The sequence below is a fragment of the Streptococcus sp. 210928-DFI.4.42 genome (genome assembly GCF_020554365.1).
Classification (GTDB): domain Bacteria; phylum Bacillota; class Bacilli; order Lactobacillales; family Streptococcaceae; genus Streptococcus; species Streptococcus parasanguinis_S.
In genome coordinates, this window is record NZ_JAJCHF010000014.1 from 39,771 (window position 1) to 59,138 (window position 19,368).

At 41.5% G+C, this 19,368-nt stretch carries 18 protein-coding genes, 1 other RNA gene and 1 pseudogene; 2 read left to right on the top strand and 18 right to left on the bottom strand.

The window, feature by feature from the left end; translation table 11 throughout:
* Position 1: 1 nt before the first annotated feature.
* The 18 genes and pseudogenes from LIZ08_RS06590 to LIZ08_RS06675 all read right to left on the bottom strand — a co-directional run bounded on the left by LIZ08_RS06590 (position 2) and on the right by LIZ08_RS06675 (position 17,145).
* Positions 2-907 carry a hypothetical protein gene (locus LIZ08_RS06590; protein ID WP_227038525.1) on the bottom strand — a complete coding sequence of 302 codons (906 nt, stop codon included), beginning with the start codon at positions 905-907 and terminating at the stop codon, positions 2-4.
* A 14-nt stretch (positions 908-921) separates the two neighbouring features.
* Positions 922-1,611 (bottom strand): hypothetical protein, encoded by a 690-nt coding sequence (locus tag LIZ08_RS06595; RefSeq protein WP_049506727.1) that lies wholly within the window; start codon positions 1,609-1,611, stop codon positions 922-924.
* Between the two features lie 5 nt (positions 1,612-1,616).
* Entirely contained in the window at positions 1,617-2,324 is a 708-nt protein-coding gene (locus tag LIZ08_RS06600) for a hypothetical protein (RefSeq protein ID WP_319637121.1), read from the bottom strand.
* Between the two features lie 108 nt (positions 2,325-2,432).
* Positions 2,433-3,521, bottom strand: a complete 1,089-nt coding sequence (locus LIZ08_RS06605; protein WP_227038527.1) for a hypothetical protein — start codon at positions 3,519-3,521, stop codon at positions 2,433-2,435.
* Positions 3,522-3,797: 276 nt separating this feature from the next.
* A pseudogene (gene pgi, locus LIZ08_RS06610) lies at positions 3,798-4,274 on the bottom strand (glucose-6-phosphate isomerase); the annotation flags it as partial.
* A 440-nt stretch (positions 4,275-4,714) separates the two neighbouring features.
* A complete protein-coding gene (locus tag LIZ08_RS06615; protein WP_008808177.1) occupies positions 4,715-5,086 on the bottom strand; it encodes a PTS glucitol/sorbitol transporter subunit IIA in 372 nt (123 codons plus the stop codon).
* A gap of 98 nt (positions 5,087-5,184) precedes the next feature.
* A complete protein-coding gene (locus tag LIZ08_RS06620) occupies positions 5,185-6,165 on the bottom strand; it encodes a PTS glucitol/sorbitol transporter subunit IIB (RefSeq protein WP_020992831.1) in 981 nt (326 codons plus the stop codon).
* 13 nt (positions 6,166-6,178) lie between these two features.
* Positions 6,179-6,724, bottom strand: coding sequence for a PTS glucitol/sorbitol transporter subunit IIC (locus tag LIZ08_RS06625; RefSeq protein WP_001015684.1), 546 nt, complete (start codon positions 6,722-6,724; stop codon positions 6,179-6,181).
* Positions 6,721-7,218: a transcriptional regulator GutM gene (locus tag LIZ08_RS06630; RefSeq protein ID WP_001086645.1), complete on the bottom strand. Its 498-nt coding sequence runs from the start codon at positions 7,216-7,218 to the stop codon at positions 6,721-6,723. The genes LIZ08_RS06625 and LIZ08_RS06630 overlap by 4 nt, the downstream gene beginning before the upstream one ends.
* Positions 7,218-9,044: a BglG family transcription antiterminator gene (locus tag LIZ08_RS06635; protein WP_080981318.1), complete on the bottom strand. Its 1,827-nt coding sequence runs from the start codon at positions 9,042-9,044 to the stop codon at positions 7,218-7,220. Before LIZ08_RS06635 ends, LIZ08_RS06630 begins: the two co-directional genes overlap by 1 nt.
* A gap of 62 nt (positions 9,045-9,106) precedes the next feature.
* The gene (locus tag LIZ08_RS06640) at positions 9,107-9,907 is read right to left on the bottom strand and encodes an SDR family oxidoreductase (RefSeq protein ID WP_001000837.1); all 801 of its coding nucleotides are present in this window, start codon (positions 9,905-9,907) and stop codon (positions 9,107-9,109) included.
* A gap of 186 nt (positions 9,908-10,093) precedes the next feature.
* On the bottom strand, positions 10,094-11,443 hold the full coding sequence (locus LIZ08_RS06645) for a glucose-6-phosphate isomerase (protein ID WP_008808173.1): 1,350 nt from the start codon (positions 11,441-11,443) through the stop codon (positions 10,094-10,096).
* A gap of 485 nt (positions 11,444-11,928) precedes the next feature.
* An RNA gene (gene ffs / locus LIZ08_RS06650) (signal recognition particle sRNA small type) lies at positions 11,929-12,024 on the bottom strand.
* Positions 12,025-12,062: 38 nt separating this feature from the next.
* Positions 12,063-12,572, bottom strand: a complete 510-nt coding sequence (gene tadA / locus LIZ08_RS06655; RefSeq protein ID WP_207801603.1) for a tRNA adenosine(34) deaminase TadA — start codon at positions 12,570-12,572, stop codon at positions 12,063-12,065.
* 302 nt (positions 12,573-12,874) lie between these two features.
* Complete coding sequence (locus LIZ08_RS06660; protein WP_049498605.1) at positions 12,875-14,452, bottom strand: ATP-binding cassette domain-containing protein; 1,578 nt, start codon at positions 14,450-14,452, stop codon at positions 12,875-12,877.
* 144 nt (positions 14,453-14,596) lie between these two features.
* Entirely contained in the window at positions 14,597-14,875 is a 279-nt protein-coding gene (locus LIZ08_RS06665) for a hypothetical protein (RefSeq protein WP_003009004.1), read from the bottom strand.
* Positions 14,876-14,993: 118 nt separating this feature from the next.
* Positions 14,994-15,638: an HAD family hydrolase gene (locus LIZ08_RS06670; RefSeq protein WP_031575622.1), complete on the bottom strand. Its 645-nt coding sequence runs from the start codon at positions 15,636-15,638 to the stop codon at positions 14,994-14,996.
* Between the two features lie 214 nt (positions 15,639-15,852).
* Positions 15,853-17,145, bottom strand: a complete 1,293-nt coding sequence (locus LIZ08_RS06675; protein ID WP_003014816.1) for an adenylosuccinate synthase — start codon at positions 17,143-17,145, stop codon at positions 15,853-15,855.
* 319 nt (positions 17,146-17,464) lie between these two features.
* Here LIZ08_RS06675 and hslO point away from each other — a divergent pair, with 319 nt between their 5' ends.
* Positions 17,465-18,337, top strand: a complete 873-nt coding sequence (hslO, locus tag LIZ08_RS06680) for an Hsp33 family molecular chaperone HslO (RefSeq protein ID WP_227038528.1) — start codon at positions 17,465-17,467, stop codon at positions 18,335-18,337.
* Positions 18,324-19,301, top strand: a complete 978-nt coding sequence (gene dusB, locus LIZ08_RS06685; protein ID WP_070675800.1) for a tRNA dihydrouridine synthase DusB — start codon at positions 18,324-18,326, stop codon at positions 19,299-19,301. The genes hslO and dusB overlap by 14 nt, the downstream gene beginning before the upstream one ends.
* Positions 19,302-19,368 lie beyond the last annotated feature (67 nt).

Here is a 19,368-nt window from a genome sequence, read left to right on the forward strand (position 1 = left end):
TTTACTGTGCTGTAGATGTAGAGGAAGCTGGTGTGGTCGCTACCTCTTTCGATTTGATATCCTTGATGGTTTGCCGGCTATCAAAATGGATTTGAACCGTTTGAGAATCCGATAATCGATAGGTAAAGGAAGGCGCTTCCCCGTAACCTAAAAGCCCAGATACATATATTTCATCCGGAATCCCTACCGTATTGAGTAGGTCTAAATAAGGCATTCCGACCTTGATAGTGGCAAAATCGTCCTTCGTCAAGCTCCCATTCTTATTAGCAAATCGGTCACTTTTTAAGTGTTTCAAACTTAAAAGAGAGATCCTGTAAAAGGCACCTGTTTTTTCAAGAAGAACCTTCCCATCTGCATCCTTTGATTGGTAATCTAATGTCAGCAAAAAGGGACTGGAACTGCTATCACTATACGTTGCTTCCCCACTCCTCGCTTTACCTAATGCTGCAACGACATCTTGTGGGTCTACCGTCCCAAAAGAGGTCTTTTTTTCTTCCACTGCAAAATTAGGAATGAGAGACATGGCCTTTTCATAGGTTGGCTGAAATTGAAATTCATTAGCTGAGGCGATATAAGAACTATTTTCACTGGTCAGATATTCCGTTCTGATACCATCACGTGATAAACCATTGATCCCCTCACTCGAAGAAGATGAAGAAGAGCTTTTATTAACTTCGTTTTGAAGCACAAACACAAAAGCCATAAACAAGGCGAACCACCCAAAAAATCGCAAAAGCGAACCAATCCCCTCTTTTGAGGAAGAAGGGGAAGACGCCATTGTATCTGAATGGCTTCTAGTATCCTGATGATTGTCCATCCCTATTGAAGCCAGGTCAGCTTCTGAAATCAAGCGGCTCCCACCCTGGTGAGAGGAAGCTGCCTTGATGTCTGTCCGTTGATCGTCCAATGATGTCTCCTTTCTTATACCAACACCAATTTCTTGGCTTTTTTCTTGAATTCCATCACCACTTCTGGTTGCCCTGGTAGCTGGTAAGTCGCGCGATAGCCCATTCCGCCATCTGGCATTTCCCCCCAGACCAAGCGTTGAGGATTTCCTAGTTGCTGAATAAGCTGGGCGAATTCTGTACCTTTTTTCTCTTTTTCAGTAGTGATTTCTTTCTCACTGCTTGCTTTTTCTTTTGCATCCAACAAATTCGTCGCATCCACTGTCGTCAAGCGATACCCCTGGTCTTTTTCCTGTTCAAACCACAAGGTTACACTTTTCTTGCCCTGATCGGTTTGCTTAGCCGCATAGGTTAAGACGAGAACCGTTTTATCCCCTTGAGCTGTCTTTGTGTAGCGAACTTTTTGAGCTTTTCCCCATTCCGTCACAACTGATTCCAAGCGGGTTCCTGGTTGCTGAGTCTGTTTGAGACGAACTTTCAAATTCGCCACAGCTTCGATGGTCCATTTAAACTGCTTGATTTCTTGTTCCTTGCTGACCAAATTCTGATAATCCTTTGGCTGGAAATGGGCAAGTGTTTGGTCCTCCTTGGTATCGGTTCCTTGCTCTTGCACCTGGATGCTTGCAATCGCAAGTAACACTCCTAAAACAAAACACAAAAACGGCAGCAAGAGTTCTTTTCGATTCTTTTTCATCCACTCGATCATCTGCTTCACCCCTTCTTCGTCAAACGATACTGACCAATCTGGTCACGTTCAAAGGTTAAAGAGACCAGTCCATCTGTCACCTGATAAGACAGGGCTAGGACTTGCTTGTCCTTTGCTGAGGTCAAACTAAGAGAATTGGGAAGACCTGATTTTTTCAAGACATCTTCTACTGCTGTCCCCTTTTCCTTTTTTCCATCTAGTGTCTGATAGCCTGTAAAATCTACCAGTTTTACGTTCTTTTTGCTCTGATAGTGAGCCGACTTGGGCGCAAATCCTTGAATCGAGCTCAAATAAAAGGTATCATCCTGCTTTTGAAATTCTATGGTATAAGGATGAATCCCCTGCACAGGAGTCCCATAGCCTAGCTGGACTTGCGCTCCAAAAGTCGTATCTTCTTGTGTAAAACTCGCTGCTTTTCCAAATTTTTTGACAAATGCAGACAAAGTCACCCAATTTTTTTGTGTCTTTCCTTCTTCCCTTGCAAGGTCCAATGACAACAAGTCTTCTAAAGCCGGCTCTTTGGAAGAAGACGCAACAAATTGCTGGCTGTCTTCTTGCATGCGAGACAAACTCAACAAGCGATCTTTGGGCAAGGTTTTCACTGGATGAATCATAAACACCAAGCAAACCCCAACGACAAAAGCTAGCAAAGCACTTGCAGCTTTTTGGAGGATCCGCTTATGATGTTCTATCCACTCTTTCATTTCTTCCATCCTTCATGCTCTTTCTATTCAAACTCTTTCTATTGTATAGAAAATTCGCGTATTTGTCTCGTCTTATCCCAAAAAAGAGGCACTTGCCTCTTTCTTTTATTCAGTGATTTAGTAGCTGTCTTTACTGCTCAAGAGGAAATCTCCATTTTCTTGACGAATAAAGGTCAAATCCACGTAGTCCCCATTTTTCTTTTGGAAGTCCATGACCAATTCTATCTCGTCTGAATCATCAGATGAACTCACCGTCAGATTGACTGCATCACCGTATTTTTCTAAAAGCTCTTTGTAAGAGGTCCCTCCAGCACCGGTTTCACTATCTCCAACCTTGAACCCATCAGCAAAGTTATCCTCAACCGTAAGATTTTTCCCAAATTGATTAAATTCAAATTTGACAAGCTGGAATTCTTTCCCGTTCTTAGAGTAAGTCGCTTTGACCTCTTTATTATAAGAGTTATCATCCCAGAATAATTTCAATTCTCCACTTTCAAATTGAACGGAGCTAGCTTTCCCATAAGCTTCAATCATTTCCTCAGGAGTCTCCCCAGCATCCTTTCTAGTCAAAAACTGAAGTTGTTCGATATCAGATTGTTCCCAGCTAAAATCAGCTTCCGCATCTTCAGAAGTCAATTGCTCCAAATCGATATTGGAAGAAGAACCAGACTGGTTACCTGACCAAGAAGTCTGCTTTCTAGATGATGACGTGCTAGGGCTAGCATGACCAATCAAATAGCCACTGACTCCACCGATAAGAATCCCAACTAAAATCCCAAGGGCAAAACGAATCGCCTTCTTGTCTGCAGTATCCATCGGTCTTCCAACAGGAGAAAGAGGAGCTTGTGGAATAGGTGTCTCAGGAACAGGCACTGTTTGCGGACCAATTGGTTCAGCTGCCATGTTTTGAGGAGCTTGAGGCGCAGGCTGAAATGGAGGAGTCGATTGGGGAGCAGCAACTACATCCCGATGTTCTCCAACAGTTGCTTCATCCACCTTTGGAGGCTCCACTGTTTCTGAAATAACTGGCTCGTCTGCTTCTTCTTTCATTGCTTTCGTCTCCGTCACTGAAAGGCCACTAGCTTCTGGAACGACCAAGTCTTCGGCTTCTTCTTTTGGGACAAAGGCTGGCGCAGCCACATCAAATTGAGGCGCACCCTCTACGGGAGTATGTTTCATAAATTGTTCTTGATCTTTCTCGGACATTTCGAATTCTCCTTTTTATTCTTCTCTTCTACTATAACATAAAACCAAGCAAGGACCAACTCCTGTCTTGATAGACTAAAAAAGATCGGAGAGATATCCGACCTTTTAGAAACTTATCTTAAAATTTCTTGCGAAGGGAGACAATAGCAATCAGTTAACCATATGATTGAGAAACATAACTAGATCGTGTTTTTATAATTGATTCCAGGGGACAAAAATATGAGTTTGTTTAGCAAGTAAAAAAACGACCTCTTGCGAGATCGTTTTGTCTATTGATTAAAGACGAGCGTTGAGTTCTGCTCCAAGTTCTTCAAATCCTGGTTTACCAAGAAGGGCAAACATATTTTTCTTGTAGGCTTCAACACCTGGTTGGTCAAATGGGTTGATCGCGTTCAAGTAACCTGAAAGGGCGATGGCCAACTCGAAGAAGTAGATGGCATAACCAAGAGTGAAGGCATCTTGCTCAGGAAGAGTTACGTACATGTTTGGCACGTCACCGTCTGTGTGGGCAAGAAGAACACCGTCAGTTGCTTTTTTGTTTACAAAGTCAACGTCTTTCCCTTGAAGGTAACCAAGTCCATCAAGGTCTTCTTCCAATGTAGGGATGATCACGTTCTTACGTGGTTTGTCCACACGGACAACTGTTTCAAACATGATACGAGTTCCTTCTTGGATAAATTGACCCAATGAGTGCAAGTCTGTTGAGAAGTTTGCTGAAGTTGGGTAAATACCTTTTTGGTCTTTTCCTTCTGTTCAGGCACACCTTATGGATGCATCTGCTGGAAATTCCCTTGCACTGGCTGGCTAGTTTGATTGACTTCAAGCTCTTTGCGCTTGACCTTGACCGTCTTTTTCTGGCATGCTTTTATCCTTATAAATTTTGTTGATTTGTCATATTGCGAAAACATTGAAAAACAATGACAAATTTTACAATATTAAAACATAAATTATTTTCCCTATCAAAAAGGGAGTGGGAAAGAACTTCAAACAAGTTAAAAAGTTCATCTTCCCACCCCCGCACAGTTGATCAGGCAATCTTTGGGGCTTAAAAAGCGAAGGAAGATGCCAATCAACCACCGCGTCATCTATTTTTTCTAATTTAGACCCAGAAGCCTGGACTTTTTGTCCAAGCTCTGAATCAATTTTTTTGACTTTTATGTTTCTAAATTGCTTGATTTTAAATTTTGTTATGGTCAAGCAGTTTCGAAAATCTGAATGGTAGAGTCCTTTTCAATTACTACTGCTTGGTCTGCTGCAACATGGAGAGTGCCCGGCAGGCTGCCCTCTTTTGAACCATCAAAAGAAATCGTGATATGGCCCAGTCCAGTTAAATTTTTTTCTACTACATTTCCTACGGCAGTAATCGAATATTCCTGACTATCTACCACCAGCTTTCCACCTTCTAGTATTGCACCTAGAAGATTTTTGTTATCGATTTTAAAACAATACTCTGCTAAGTCTTCCGGAGCTTCTTCTCCAAACAAAATGAGCATATTGGCATCTTGAATCATATTCTGAGCTTCAGGCCCCACTTGAATTACTTTAGCTTCAAAAATTTTCTTCATCTAATTCCTATTCATCCTTTCTCAAATCTGTCATAAACTTATGCTTATAGATAAGTTTAACATAATAGTTGCTATGTTTACGTGCATCTATCAAAGGTTTACTGATAAAGGCCAATACTAGCTATCCAAGCTACTAGCACCCGCGGAACACCATTGAGAAAGCGTGAATAAAGCACAGAAGGGACACCAACCTCAACTGTTTCAGCCTTGGCTTCAGATAGACCGAGTGCTACAGGAATGAAATCACAACCGTTTTGAGTGTTGATAGCAAATATAGCTGGCAGAGCCATTTGGGGCGGAATATTCCCTTTGCCGATTTCAACTCCAATTAAGGTTCCAATAATCTGACTGATAACAGCTCCGGGGCCTAACAAAGGAGATAGGAATGGCAAGGAACAGATAAAGCCAATCAAAATGAGTCCCCAGATGTTCCCAGCTAGGGGAACCATTAATTTTGCCAGCCAATTTCCAACACCTGAACCTTGAATAACCCCAATCAGCAAGGAAACAAAGGCCATGAAAGGAATGATCGTGTTGAGCATTGTTTGGATGGCTTCACGAGCAGCCTGGTTGAAAGTCGCAACGACCTTCCCAGCGCCCATCCCAATTCTTGCTACAATACTTGTTTCAGCTTTTTGCTCTGTAATTTTTTTACTAGTATCGTAAGTTGGCTTTTCTGTTACCACAGTTGTCGCTTTTTCGTCTTCATTAGCAGCAGAAATTTGATTAAGGCCAACTGCTGACACATAGATTTCCTCGGTTATATATTGAGCTAGAGGCCCACTTTTCCCTGTAGCTACAATATTTATTGTAGGGATCCCCTTTTTAGGATAAATACCACAGCGAAGAGTACCGCCACAATCCACGATTGCTAAAGCAATTTCCTCATCTGGGATAGAAGTTTTAAACCCATTAACAGCTTCCATACCGGTCAAATCAGCAATTTTATCCACAATATCTGGCTTTTCTCCTCCGCCAGTGATATAGATGAATTTATGCTTAGCTTCACTAGGTGTAATGACCAAAGGTCCTCCGAAACCGCCATTTCCTTTAACAACTTTTATACTCTTATATGACATAATTTCACTCTTTCTATAAATCAAATGTTTTACTCAAGGTAACACCTTGCTGTTTTGCTACATAAGCAGTTGTAAAATCGGTCACCCAACCGCCTACAAAGTTCATGACAAGCCCAACAAGCATGTAACGAATGGCTAAGTCCATTTGACTTAAACCTAAAGTTTGAATTCCTGTTGCAATTCCCATCCATACAAACAATTCCCCAGGATTGATATGCGGAAATACACCATTTGAAGTATGGCAGAACTGCATCTGAGCTGCTACAAAACTAGGTTTATAATATTCTGGTAAGAAACGTCCCATACTGATTGCCATCGGATTCCCCAGCATAAAGGCTGAAATGAAAGGTAAAATCATATACCGGCTAACAGGATTTTTGGCAGAAATCTTAGCCAGGGAATTGACCTTCTCTTCTCCCAAGAAAGCGATAAGGGTATTCATTGCAATCAATAGCATTAAGACAAGCGGTACAATATTTGTCATCCAGCTAATAAAGGTTTCTCCACCTAATTGGAAGAGTTTCATAAAACTCTCTGCAAAATTTGTAATGTGATTCATAAGGAACTCCCTTTCTTATTTTTTTTAAATAACTGTTTAATAGATAATTGTAAGTAATTCGCATAAAAGCCGAATCCCAGAAAAGAATCAGATGAACTTGTCTCTTTCTCAATACCTGCCTCATGCCAAAGATAGACTTTTCTAGCATCTTCTATGGCTGATTGCATCAACTTATTTTCTTTTCTCACAAGAGGATTATACTTGTCAAAATAATGGATGTCTTCTCCAACATAATCGTCCATATTTTGAAAACGTGCTAAGATTGTGACTCCTTGCATTTTGCTAGCTTTAAGAACCCGACCGTTTTCATCAACCGCGAACATGACAATCGTACCGGATTTGATTCTTCCGGACTTCCTGCCAATCGCTACGCGCCCCAGTCTTCGGAGCATCGTATAGGTCTTATTGAAGTCTTTGAGTTGCTGCCAGCCGAGGAACATTTGAAATATATAAGCTGCCATGACAAATACAGCGAAAATTATTAGCGAATTCATTAAAATACTCCTTTGCTCTTAGAAAATGATAGAAACTCTGTCTCTGTTTCTACAGCCCTCAAAGCTTCTTTTAGAGAAGGCTCTCCTGCAATTCGAAAAATGTCGTCATACAATTCCAGCAATTCACTCTCCATTTTGCTTTCAATTTCTGAGGGAATGGCGACTAGAAAGATAAATTCAATCCAATCATCTCCTTTTTGATAAGGCTCTTCTAGCTTTCCAAACATTAAAATAGTCTTTGCATAACCCTGGTTAATTGTATGGGGGAAGGCAATTCCTCCACCAAAAATGGTTGATTGTTTTTTCTCCCTATCAATTATCCGATTTCTAAAACCTTCATCAATCATCTGAAGTTTCTCTAACTCTGCAACCATATTTAGCAAGTATTGCTGATAGGTTTTTTGGGGACTCAACCGAAGAAAACGTAAGCTGACTGTTTCTAGATTTTTTTGATGAAAAGCATTGGCCCTCTGCCATTCTTCCCGCAGCCATTGATCATCAAAAAGATGATTAACTTGAATGACTGGAGATTTAGAATCTTTATATTTTAGAGGAACTGTCGTAAAAATCGCGAAATAGTCCTGATTCAAATCCAGATTAAAATCCTCTTCAGAATACTGAGTAATGTCTACATCATTTCCAAGGATTCGTCTGAGTTGCTGAATAATCATCGCAGCAGTTCCTCTTCCTGTTGTGCAAACTACTGCTATCTGCTTGCGAGAACCATTTACAACAGAGTTTTGCTTTCTTAAAATCATTTCAAAATACAAAGCCAGATATCCGATTTCAGATAATTCCAATTCAGAACCAAAAATTGCAGACAGTTCTTCTCCAGCAATTTTCGCCATTTCAAAAGCAAAAGGATATTGAGTTTGAACCTCGCCATGGAATATATCATTAGCTTGCACATGGAAAATCAGTCGATTGATTAAGGGGCCTAGATGAGACTTGATTTCTTCAAATAATTCTTCATCATCAAAGTTAACCAACATTGTTTCTTTGACTTTCTTGACAATCCCTTGAAAAATGTTTGCAAGCTGTTCAGATTGATAAGACGGCTTGCTTAAAGTGTCAATAAAACGGATATTAAACGGAAAACACAAAAAGTCTATTTCAAACTGACTGAGGGAAATCTTATAAGTCATCTCAATATGATAGATTAATTTTTCAACCAAAGGTGTCTCTGTTAAATCATTCCTATAGTAAGGAATAGGGCAACTCAACACCCTAGATGCATAAATACGCTCCACCATAATTGAAATTGTCTTTCGAAGGAGTTCCTTTGTTTCTTTCGGGATTTTATACTCCTGGAGTAGCGTCTCCAGAAAAGAAGATGTTGCCTCGGTGAGTGTCTTTCCTTCAAAGTAAGGGGCCACTTGGTGAATATAGAGCAAGCGCAAATTCAGCTCGGACCCCAAGACCTCCAGCCCACGGTTGGGCTTTCCTGAAATAGTGATAGAGTAACTCTCTGCCAAAGATTTTACTTGTTTTAAATCCTTATTAAGGGTACTTCTACTAACACCTGCCTCCTCAGCCAAGTCGTCAATAAGAAGAGGGGAGGTTGACTTAATTAAACGTTTTAGTAAATAGGCAATTCTTTTACTGGAAGAATTGAAGTCACTCTCCCGTTTTAAACTACCAGATAAAATCCTTTCCAACTCAGTATAGTCATACACCTCTAACATTAACTTATCATCTTGTGAGATAATCTGGATACTCGGAGCCAAAACATCATTTAATTGTTGGATACTCTTTTGCAAGGTTTGCATACTAATATCCAGCTCTGAGCGCATATCTACCAAGGAATAAGTTGGCTGTGAGACCATTTTTTCTAAAATGTTATACCATCGATTTACTATGGTCAACTCTCTTCCTCACCTTCATTTTTTTAACCGCGAGTTTTCCCCCCGGCAATATTTGTAGTGACTCCAGTTATATAGCTAGAACGGTCTGAAATATAGAATGCTACAAGGTCAGCTACTTCCCGTAGTTTACCACTTCGTCCCAAAGGAGTTGTTGAAGTTGAAGCATAACCAGCTCGAATATCTTCTACCGTCTTTCCACGGGTATAAGCAAGAGCTTCCTCATAAGAAAGAGTTCGAAGTCCCGTAGCTTCCATAATTCCTGGAGCAATTCCAACCACACGTACACCATGCTTACCCAGCTCTTTTGCCCATGAACGAGTGTAACTATAGACTGCTGCTTTTGTGGCAGCATAGGCACTTTGTCCTTCAGAACCTTCCAAGCCTGCTTCTGAAGCCATGTTCACAATTACACCTTTTCCATTTTTCACTAAAATACGTCCCACTGCCTGACTAACCAGATACAAACCTTTTTGATTAATCATCGTTACTTTTTCGAACGTCTCATCGTCCAATTCGTAAGGACCTTTAGGATTTTCTGCATCGATTAATAATCTAGGGATATTAATCCCTGCATTATTGACCACTGCATCAATATTGCCAAATCTTTCAACTATTTTGGCAACACCCTCTTCTACTTCAGAGCGAGAAGTTACATCAACTTTTACAAATAATAGATTTGGATGACGCAAATCGTTGTCGCTAAGATCGAAATTCGCTACATTGACTCCTAATTCCAGCAATTCTTCAACGATTGCCTTACCGATCCCAGATGACGCGCCAGTCACAAGAACTGTTTTGCCTTTTATGTTTAACCAATCATTCATTTTGATACCTCTCAAATTTTATTTACAAGGCAATTATACAGCGCTTTCATAAAAGAATTAAGACACTCTTTTTTATACTGTTCAAAAAAATAATAAACTAATTATGAGGCTTGTACTAAAAAATCCACAAGAAATGAACTTGTGGATCTCTTTTTATACTCTAAATGAACTCAAGGCATATAAGAATCAAAGGCGTGCATTCAGCTCAGCACCCAGCTCTTCAAAGCCTGGTTTTCCAAGAAGGGCAAACATGTTTTTCTTATAAGCCTCAACTCCAGGCTGGTCAAATGGATTGATACCATTCAGGTAGCCAGAAAGAGCAATAGCCAACTCAAAGAAGTAAATAGTGTAGCCCAAAGTGAACTCATCTTGCTCAGGCAGTGTCACAAACATATTTGGAACTCCACCATCAGTGTGTGCTAACAGCACTCCATCTGTAGCTTTTTTATTGACAAAGTCAACATCTTTTCCTTGCAAGTAGCCAAGACCGTCCAAGTCTTCTGCCAATTCAGGAATCAGCACATTTTTGCGAGGTTTATCTACACGTACAACTGTTTCAAAGAGGATACGGGTACCTTCCTGGATAAATTGTCCCAGAGAGTGCAAGTCTGTTGAGAAGTTGGCTGAAGTTGGGTAAATCCCTTTTTGGTCTTTCCCTTCTGACTCACCAGCCAGTTGCTTCCACCACTCAGAGAAGTATTGTAGAGATGGTTCATAGTTAGCTAGAACTTCTGTCAGATAACCTTTACGGTACAAGATATTGCGTACAACTGCATATTGATATGCTTCATTTTCAGCCAACTTATCAGAAGCATAAGCCTTGCGAGCAGCATTTGCTCCTTCCATTAACTTGCTGATATCAGCCCCTGCAGCTGCGATTGGCAAGAGTCCCACTGCTGTCAATACTGTAAAACGACCACCTACACTATCAGGCACTACAAAAGTATCCCAGCCATTAGCATCTGCTTCAACCTTAACTGCACCTTTAGCGCGGTCTGTAGTTGCATAAATCCGTTTATTTGCTTCTTCCTGACCATACTTCTTAACCAAGAGTTCTTTGAAGACACGGAAAGCAATAGCAGGCTCTGTAGTCGTTCCTGACTTAGAAATAACGTTGACAGAGAAATCTTTGTCTGATACATAGTCTACCAAATCAGCCAAATAGCTTGAAGAAATAGAATTTCCAGCATAGAGGATTTGAGGTGCCTTGCGTTCTTCCTTGCTTTGTAGATTTACAAAAGAATTATTCAAGAAATCAATAGCTGCACGAGCTCCTAAATAGGAACCACCAATACCGATTACGATCAATACCTCACTATCAGATTGGATTTTAGCAGCAGCCTTTTGAATACGAGCAAATTCATCTTTGTCATATTCTTCAGGCAAGTTCAACCAGCCAGTCATTTCTGCCCCAGGACCTGTACCATTTCGCAGAGCAGAATCTGCAGCAGTCACTTGAGGCTGCATATAATCTAGTTCATGTGGTGCTACAAATTTATCTAACACCTTTGAGTAGTCAAATTTAATATGTGACATGTTTATCCTCCAATTGTTCTTTTCTTTTATGATAACGCTTTAAGAAAAAATAAGCAAGTGCTTTCACTATTTTAAAACGTTTACATTTTATATTCTATACTATTTTTCTAAATAAGCTAACCTTAGGACATAACCGAGAGCACTCGTTTGCGTAAGACAACAAATTTTAGGCCTATTGAGAAGAACAATTTTGATTGACAAGAAAACAAATACGCTTCTTAAGATTGGATGTCAGCTGAATTCATTTCAGGTCCGTTCAAACTAGATTCGCTGCTCCAATATTCATCTGCACCTTTTAGGCTTGATTCATTATACTTCGGAACCTAGTTCTCACTTTGTTCGAACTGCGTCAATGCACCTAAGTTCATCCGCGTCCGTTGGACTTGATTCACTAAGGGCTATCATAGGTTTACAGCTTTTTCCCTAGCGGGAAAAACTGCATCCATTGCTCTAGGATTCTTCTGCGTCCCTTGGACTTGACTCATCAAGAGCAATAGAAAAGAGCACACAGTTCACTTCGCTTAGGGCTGCTGGATTCCTCCCCTGACCCGCTTCACGCAGAACTGTTGCTCCGATAGGTATTATATCATAATTTGTTCGATTTGCAAAGGTCCGGTTTTTATTCTTGTGTTTCGGCCTTGGCTGCGAGCTTGGCTTGTTTTTTTCGTTCCCGACCTTGGCGGAAGAAGGTCTGCATGATGGCTGCACATTCTGCTTCCAAGATTCCTGTTTCCACTTCCACCCGGTGATTGAGGCGCTCATCTGTCAAAATGTCATAGAGACTCCCTGCTCCGCCAAACTTTTGATTGGTCGCTCCGTAAATCACCTGGGGAATCCGAGCTAGTCCAATGGCACCGCTACACATAACACAGGGCTCAATCGTGACAAAAAGCGTCGTATCCAGCAGGCGCCAGCTATTTTCACGCTGATTGGCCTCCTCGATCGCCATGATTTCCGCATGCATGACCGCCCGCTGCAGCTCCTCACGCGCATTATGTCCACGCCCGATAATCTGACCATCCTTGACCAAGACACAGCCAATCGGTATTTCATCATTGGCGAGGGCAATCTCCGCCTCCTTCAGGGCTTCCCTCATAAACATCGCTTTTTCCTCTATCGTGTAGTCCATCTCTTCCTTCTTCCTTTTAGTTTCTTTGTTCATTATACCATAGGCAGCTTACGACTCACAAAAAAAGCCGCCGATTGGGCGACTCTTATGGGAGATTATTATGAAAAAGTTTAGGAGGTTTAAACAAAGTTAGGAGGTCTTTGTTTATGCTTCTAGTATAGCTGGCCTATCTTAAATAAAGCTTAAGTTCTCTGAGTATTGATGATTTTGGAAATATCACCACTTAGAATCTCAAAAATATCTGACAAATTGCTGGCTTACTACTATCCGCTTTGTCGCAGAACCAACTATTGTGGCATCGCTCATCCTTTACGTAACTCAAGGATTTGGTCATAGCGCTCTTCTTCATCAATATGATGGGCTATTTCTAGTACCGTGATCGGCAAAGAAAAGATTAGGTCTCTAACCAGACGACTATTTTTTTCGTCCAAAGCTGATGTCACTTCGTCCGCTAATAAAATATCCTTCTCGCGTAAGAGAAAACGAGCCAACTCTAATCTGACACGCTGACCTCCTGAAATGTTTTCACCATTATTATGAATTTCTACATTCAAAATATCCTGAAATTCATCTATTAAGCCAACTCGGTCCAATACCTCCAATAATTCATGGTCCTGAAAAGGCTGACCAAAAGTTAGATTATAGCGGATAGTATCGTTAAACAGGAAGGGATGCTGGCTAATTAAACCGATATTCCCTTGGAAATGACTCGTTATTTGATTTCCATCATACTGAACGAAAATGTCACCCTCATCACATACTTCTTCTCCTAAAATCAAGCGAAAAAGAGTCGTCTTTCCAGACCCGCTCGGTCCTTTGATTAAGACCTTCTGACCTACTGAAATCGTCGCCGTCAAATCAGAAAAAAGCTGACGTTCAGCAAAACTTTTTGAAATATGATTTAAGCGCAACGATTCGAGATTTTCAACAAATTGATCCTTTGTCTCTTCGAAATCAGGTTCTTCCTCGATAATCTTAAACAGGCGGTTCGCAGTCGGCAAGGCACCTTGGAGATTGGCTGCACTGTACATCAGAGTTTGGATCGGTTCTACCAGCATCCCCGCAGCAACATACATAGAGATGAGGCTTGTAATAGAAATAGAATTTCCCTGTAAACTCAAATAAAAGCCTAAAGCAAGAGGAACAACCTGACTAAAAAAGACCATAAATCCATTAAAGAAAAAAATAATATTATGTGTGAAACAAAATCTTTGGATGGCTTTTTGATATTCTCCGTTTAAATCATTCACGCGCTCTTCATTCAGCCTCATGGCCTGATTAATCCGTAAGGTTTGGCTGCCTTGCATACTATCCGAGACAAGCCCATGTAATTTCGTTCTAAGCTTGGACCAGCTGTCTCCCGAATCTTGTAAACGACGATTCATGATGAACTGAGGAATAGGTCTCATAATCGTAAAAATGACAAAAATAAGTCCTAAGAGAAAATTTTGTGAAACAATATAAATGGCTGTAACAAGGGCGACAAATCCCCAACTCACCATAACATTTATATTTTCCAAATAATTATCGCCCACATATTCCATATCTTGAGTTAGCAGACTAACTTTTTCATCATTGGAAAATTTAGGATTCAATATGACTTTCTTAAATAAAAGGGCACGGACACTTTTGTTGATTTCTCTTCGGAATATATTGTGCGAATGGTTTGAAAACAGCATCAGACTATAAATAACAAGATAGACAGACAAACCAAATAAAACAAAATTGAGAATTTTTCCATAAGAAAGGCCGTCTTGATCTAACTTCAAGGCCTTCGTTAAAATCAGAGGTTGCGCCAACACCAAACCACTATTCACAATACGCCCTAAAAAAATAGGAAAAAGATACTTCTTATCAATGTACTTATAAATATTTCTCATAATTATCATCCATCAAAATAGAGGGCTAGCACAACCCTCTTCTCTAATTTATTTAAAATCGTGATTATTTACAATCACAATTATAGTTAAATACTCTAGGTTTAGCATTCATTTTGTCATCGAATTTGTTATTCACTTTAACCTTCACCGAAAATTACAATCTCCATGTGTCAAAATTGTTAGTTCCAATAATTCAGCATCTGTATCGCTTATTTTAGATAGATACTTTTCGACCTCATACTCACCCTCACTTAAATATTTATTTTTATCAAGATAAGCATGAAACTCTTTCCTAATCACATCATTGCTGTCGACTACTCTATTCAATTCATTCGTAAGAAAAAATGAATGATTGGTTTTAGTATTAAAATACAACGTACCATCATCAGTACTATATTTTAATATATATCGTGACAAATTCATATTATCACCTCTTAATCTGTGTGACTTAACCTACAGTAAGTATACACCGATAGAAATATTAAATAAAGCAATATTCAGCAGATTAGAAAAGTTCCAACTTTTAATATTTTGGAAAAGGTTATCCTATAAAAGCTGCAATTTCGCCAACTTCTTGAGCAATATAGGTGGCGCCGGCTTCTTCCAATTCTTCCCTGCTTCCAAAGCCATAAAGGACACCGATAGAATCAAACTTTTGCGCTTGAGCGCCAAGCACATCGTGCTCCCTGTCTCCAATCATGATGGTATGCGCCAAATCTGTAATCCCATTTTGCTCCAAGGCATACTGGATAACATCGCTTTTTTTACTACGTTTTCTATCCATGGTCGCACCAGCGACAAAGTCAAAATAATCATACAAACCAAAGTGTTTGAGAATTTGAATGGAAAATTCTTCAGGCTTTGACGTAGCTACAATCAACTGTTTGCCAGCCTGCTTGAGAGAAGCCAGCAAGTCAGGAACGCCTAGATAGACCTCATTTTCATAAAGGCCTTTTTCGGAAAAATACTCATGATAGTAGTCAATGGCCTTTAAACATTCTTCCTTAGAAAATCCATAAAAGCGCTCAAAAGACTCCTGCAAGGGCGGACCAATGAAAACTCTCAATGCTTTCTTGTCTGGCACTTGAATCCCATATTTTCCTAAGGCATAGGCCACCGAGTTGGTAATCCCTAGTTCTGAATTGGTCAAGGTGCCGTCTAGGTCAAATAAAATCGTTTGATACATTTTTTCCTCTTTCTGCTTTCAAAAAGAGGCTGGGACAAAAGTCCTAGCCTCTCAATTGTCTTTGGATTGTCGAGCAAGACGCAGTGGTTGAGTGGGCTCTACTACGCTGATTTCATCAGCTTTTACAGCCCTACTCAACTGTGCGGAGGTGGGACGATGAAATCGAATTCTAACGAATGACCGATTTCTGTCCCACTCTCTTATCTTCATTTGCTTATAAACTAGACCACACACTTTCAAGGATATTGGTTTGGTCACGATCTGGTCCGACTGAGAAGGTTGAAATGCGCACACCAACTAATTCACCGACACGGCGGACATAGTTGCGGGCATTTTCTGGAAGCTCATCCAAGTGGCGGACACCTGTGATGTCTTCTGACCAGCCTGGTAATTCTTCATAGATTGGTTTGCAACGTTTGAGTTGCTCCAAGCTTGCTGGGTAGTGGTCGATGCGTTCCCCATCCAAGTCGTAGGCTACACAGATTTTCACTGTATCCAAGCCGGACAGAACGTCGATCGAGTTCAAGCTAAGGTTGGTAATTCCTGACACGCGACGGCTATGGCGCATGACAACTGAGTCAAACCAACCAACACGACGAGGACGACCGGTTGTTGTCCCATACTCATGGCCGACTTCACGGATCCTATCACCCACTTCATCGAAGAGTTCCGTAGGGAATGGGCCATCACCAACACGGCTGGTATAGGCTTTACATACACCGACAACCTTGTCGATCTTGCTTGGGCCGACACCTGATCCGATGGTCACCCCACCTGCGACTGGGTTTGAAGAGGTTACAAATGGATAGGTTCCTTGGTCGATATCCAACATAACCCCTTGGGCTCCTTCAAAGAGCACGCGCTTGCCGTTATCCAAAGCATCGTTCAAGATAACAGAAGTATCGGTTACATATTGCTTGATTTGTTGACCATATTCATAGTATTCTTCGAAGATATCGTCAAATGACAGAGCCTCTGCATCATAGAGTTTGGTAAATTGACGGTTCTTTTCTTCCAAGTTGATACGAAGACGTTCCGCAAAGACGTCGCGGTCCAAAAGGTCCGCGATCCGGATTCCCACACGCGCAGCCTTGTCCATGTAGGCTGGTCCAATCCCTTTGATGGTCGTTCCGATTTTGTTGTCGCCTTTAGACTCTTCTTGGAGACGGTCCAATTCGATATGGTAAGGAAGGATGACATGGGCACGGTCTGAAATGCGCAAACTGTCCGTTGTCACACCTTCTTCATGAAGATAAGCCAACTCTTTGACCAATGATTTAGGGTTGACCACCACGCCGTTTCCGATGACAGAGATCTTTTCAGGGAAGAAGATACCAGAAGGAATCAAGTGCAACTTGAACTTTTTGCCGTCGATTACGATGGTGTGCCCGGCATTGTCCCCACCTTGATAGCGAGCAATGACTTCTGCATTGGCTGATAGGAAGTCTGTAATCTTCCCTTTTCCTTCATCACCCCATTGGGTTCCTACTACAACAACTGATGTCATAATTCTTTTTCATATACCATAGATAGTTGCCTATCTATGCCTTTCTTCAAACTAAGGGCAGGAGTCTCACCTGCAAGTTTGTCTTACACTCTATTATAAGCAATTTTTAATGTTTTTTCAAGATCCACTCGGCTATCGTTTATTTTTCTCCTTTCTTTTTAAACCAACTTCTCTATGAAACTCGTCTTTTACTTGGAAATTGCTTCTTTCTAGAAATAACGTTCGGAATTTTCTTTTCTTCTCGTCCTTCTTCTGAAACGACTGATTTTCGGAATTCTCCTTGTCCCCACTTTGCTTGATTTGTGCTAAAATAGTAGGTATGGACAAAATTATTAAAACTATCTCAGAAAGTGGTGCTTTTCGTGCTTATGTACTAGACAGTACAGAAACTGTACGAACAGCCCAAGAAAAACATCATACACAAGCTAGCTCCACGGTCGCACTTGGCCGTACCCTCATTGCCAGCCAAATCTTGGCGGCAAACGAGAAAGGAGAAACTAAAATTACGGTCAAAGTCCTTGGGACTAGCTCACTCGGAGCTATCATCACCGTGGCAGATACCAAGGGAAATGTGAAAGGCTACGTGCAGAATCCTGGAGTGGATATCAAGAAAACCGCGACCGGTGAAGTTCTGGTCGGACCATTTGTCGGAAACGGAGAATTCTTGGTCATCACAGATTATGGTACGGGAAATCCTTATAACTCCATGACCCCTCTTGTAACCGGTGAAATCGGAGAAGACCTGGCCTTTTATCTGACAGAAAGCCAACAAACACCATCTGCAGTTGGACTCAATGTTCTGTTGGATGACGAAGATAAGGTTAAAGTGGCGGGTGGCTTCTTGCTCCAGGTCTTGCCAAATGCCCAGGAAGAAGAAATCGCGCGCTTTGAAAAACGCATCCAAGAAATGCCTGCCATCTCCACACTTTTGGAATCTGAAGACCATATTGAAGCTCTTCTTGCCGCTATCTATGGGGATGAACCTTTCAAACGCCTCTCTGAAGAAGAACTTCGCTTCCAGTGCGACTGCAGCCGTGAGCGCTTTTTGAACGCTTTAGCAAGTCTGCCAGCTAGTGATCTAGAAGAGATGAAAGATGAAGATCACGGTGCAGAGATTACCTGCCAATTCTGCCAAACACACTACCACTTTGACGAAAATGACTTGGAGGAACTCATTCGTGACAAATCTTAATACGCCATTTATGATCGGGGATGTCGAAATCCCTAACCGTACCGTCCTAGCCCCAATGGCCGGAGTGACCAACTCAGCTTTCCGGACCATTGCCAAAGAACTGGGGGCAGGGCTCGTTGTGATGGAAATGGTCTCTGACAAGGGAATCCAGTACAACAATGAAAAGACGCTTCACATGCTCCATATCGATGAAGGAGAAAACCCTGTATCGATCCAACTCTTTGGAAGTGACGAAGATAGCCTGGCACGCGCAGCTGAATTTATCCAAGAAAATACCAAGACCGATATCGTCGATATCAACATGGGTTGCCCGGTGAATAAAATCGTCAAGAACGAGGCTGGTGCGATGTGGCTCAAGGACCCAGACAAGATCTACTCCATCATCAATAAGGTTCAATCCGTCCTCGATATCCCCCTCACTGTTAAAATGCGGACGGGTTGGTCGGATCCTTCCCTAGCAGTTGAGAACGCCCTCGCTGCCGAAGCTGCGGGTGTCTCTGCCCTTGCCATGCATGGGCGAACTCGGGAGCAAATGTATACGGGGCATGCGGACCTTGAGACCCTTCACAAGGTTGCACAAGTTCTGACCAAGATTCCATTTATTGCTAATGGGGACATCCGGACGGTGCAAGACGCCAAACAACGGATTGAAGAAGTCGGTGCCGACGCGGTCATGATCGGCCGTGCAGCCATGGGCAATCCTTACCTCTTCAACCAAATCAATCACTACTTTGAAACAGGAGAAATCCTGCCTGATTTGACCTTTGAAGACAAGATGAAGATTGCTTATGAGCACTTGAAGCGCTTGATCAATCTCAAGGGTGAGCACATTGCCGTTCGCGAATTCCGTGGTCTCGCCCCTCACTACCTCCGTGGTACCTCAGGTGCAGCCAAACTCCGTGGCGCCATCTCGCAAGCTAGCACCCTAGCAGAGATTGAAGAACTCTTACAATTAAAAGCATAGAAACACAAAAAGCAGAGAGTGGGACAGAAATCGGTAATTCGTTAGAATTCGATTTCGTCGTCCCACC